The sequence below is a fragment of the Halonotius pteroides genome (genome assembly GCF_003605635.1).
In the GTDB taxonomy this organism is placed as follows: domain Archaea; phylum Halobacteriota; class Halobacteria; order Halobacteriales; family Haloferacaceae; genus Halonotius; species Halonotius pteroides.
Map to the genome: position 1 here is coordinate 1 of NZ_QMDW01000091.1, position 1,100 is coordinate 1,100.

The window sequence follows — 1,100 nt, forward strand, 5'->3', positions numbered from 1 at the left end:
CGGAGACGTCGCCGAGGCGCTGGGCTACGAACCGCGCGAACGGGGACTCTCCGGCGCCCGGACCGCGGCCGCGTACCGACGCTTCATGCGACGACCTGACGACCCGGCGGCCGAACCCGACTGGGCGCGGCACGAGCGGTACTGCCGGGACGACTGCGAGGCGCTTTGGCACGTCTACGAGGCGATCGAGAGCGCCGACCGCCGGGACACGAGCGACAGCGGGTCGGGCGGTGCGAGCGGTCGACAGAGCGGACTGACGGAGTTCTGATATGCGCGACAGCGACACACGACCGACCGACGGCGACCGACTGCTCGAAGCGTTTCCGCGCGCCGGACTCGGACCGGACTCGGCGTCCGCGTCCGTCCTCACTATCCCCGCCCGCGAAGCCGAAACAGTCCCGGCTGAGACGGTCTTGGACTCGGTCCTCGCGGACCGGTACCCCTTCGAGCTGTACAGCCATCAGGCGGCCGCCCTGCGGGCGCTCCGGGCGGACGAGCACGTCTGCGTGTCGACCTCGACGGCCAGCGGCAAGACCCACGTCTACGGCGTCGAGATCGCCAGACGGCTGCTCGACGCCGGCGTGCTCGCCCCCGACGGAACCCGGGCCGCGGACCGCAACGAGGGGGCGACCGCGCTGTGTCTCTACCCGACGAAGGCGCTGACCAACGACCAACGCGACGCGCTCGACGCGCTGTACGAGGAACTGGGGCTCGATATTCGCGTGCGGGTGTACGACGGCGACACGCCGACCGCCGAGCGGCGGTCGATCCGCGAGGACGCCGACGTCGTCCTGACGAACGTCCAGGCGCTGAACGTCTACCTCGAGCACCACGACCGCTGGAGCCGGTTCTACAGCGCCCTCGAGGTGGTCGCCGTCGACGAGTCCCACACGTACACCGGGGTGCAGGGAATGCACGCGGCCTGGATCCTCCGGCGGCTCGAACGGGTCCTCGAGTACTGGGGCGGCGACCCGACGTACGCGCTCGCGTCGGCGACGGTCGGCAACCCGGCGGCCCACTCGGAGGCGCTGCTCGGCGCGCCCGTGACCGTCGTCGACGACGACGGCTCGCCGCGGGGAGCCCGGGACGTCGTCCTCTGG

At 71.9% G+C, this 1,100-nt stretch carries 2 protein-coding genes; both read left to right on the top strand.

Annotation, left to right across the window (positions count from 1 at the left end; genetic code table 11):
- Positions 1-268, top strand: a 268-nt coding sequence (locus tag DP106_RS15260; RefSeq protein ID WP_205738969.1) for a ribonuclease H-like domain-containing protein, incomplete at its 5' end; no start/stop codon positions are given.
- A 1-nt stretch (position 269) separates the two neighbouring features.
- The coding region (locus DP106_RS15265; protein WP_133305194.1) for a DEAD/DEAH box helicase at positions 270-1,100 on the top strand (831 nt) is incomplete at its 3' end.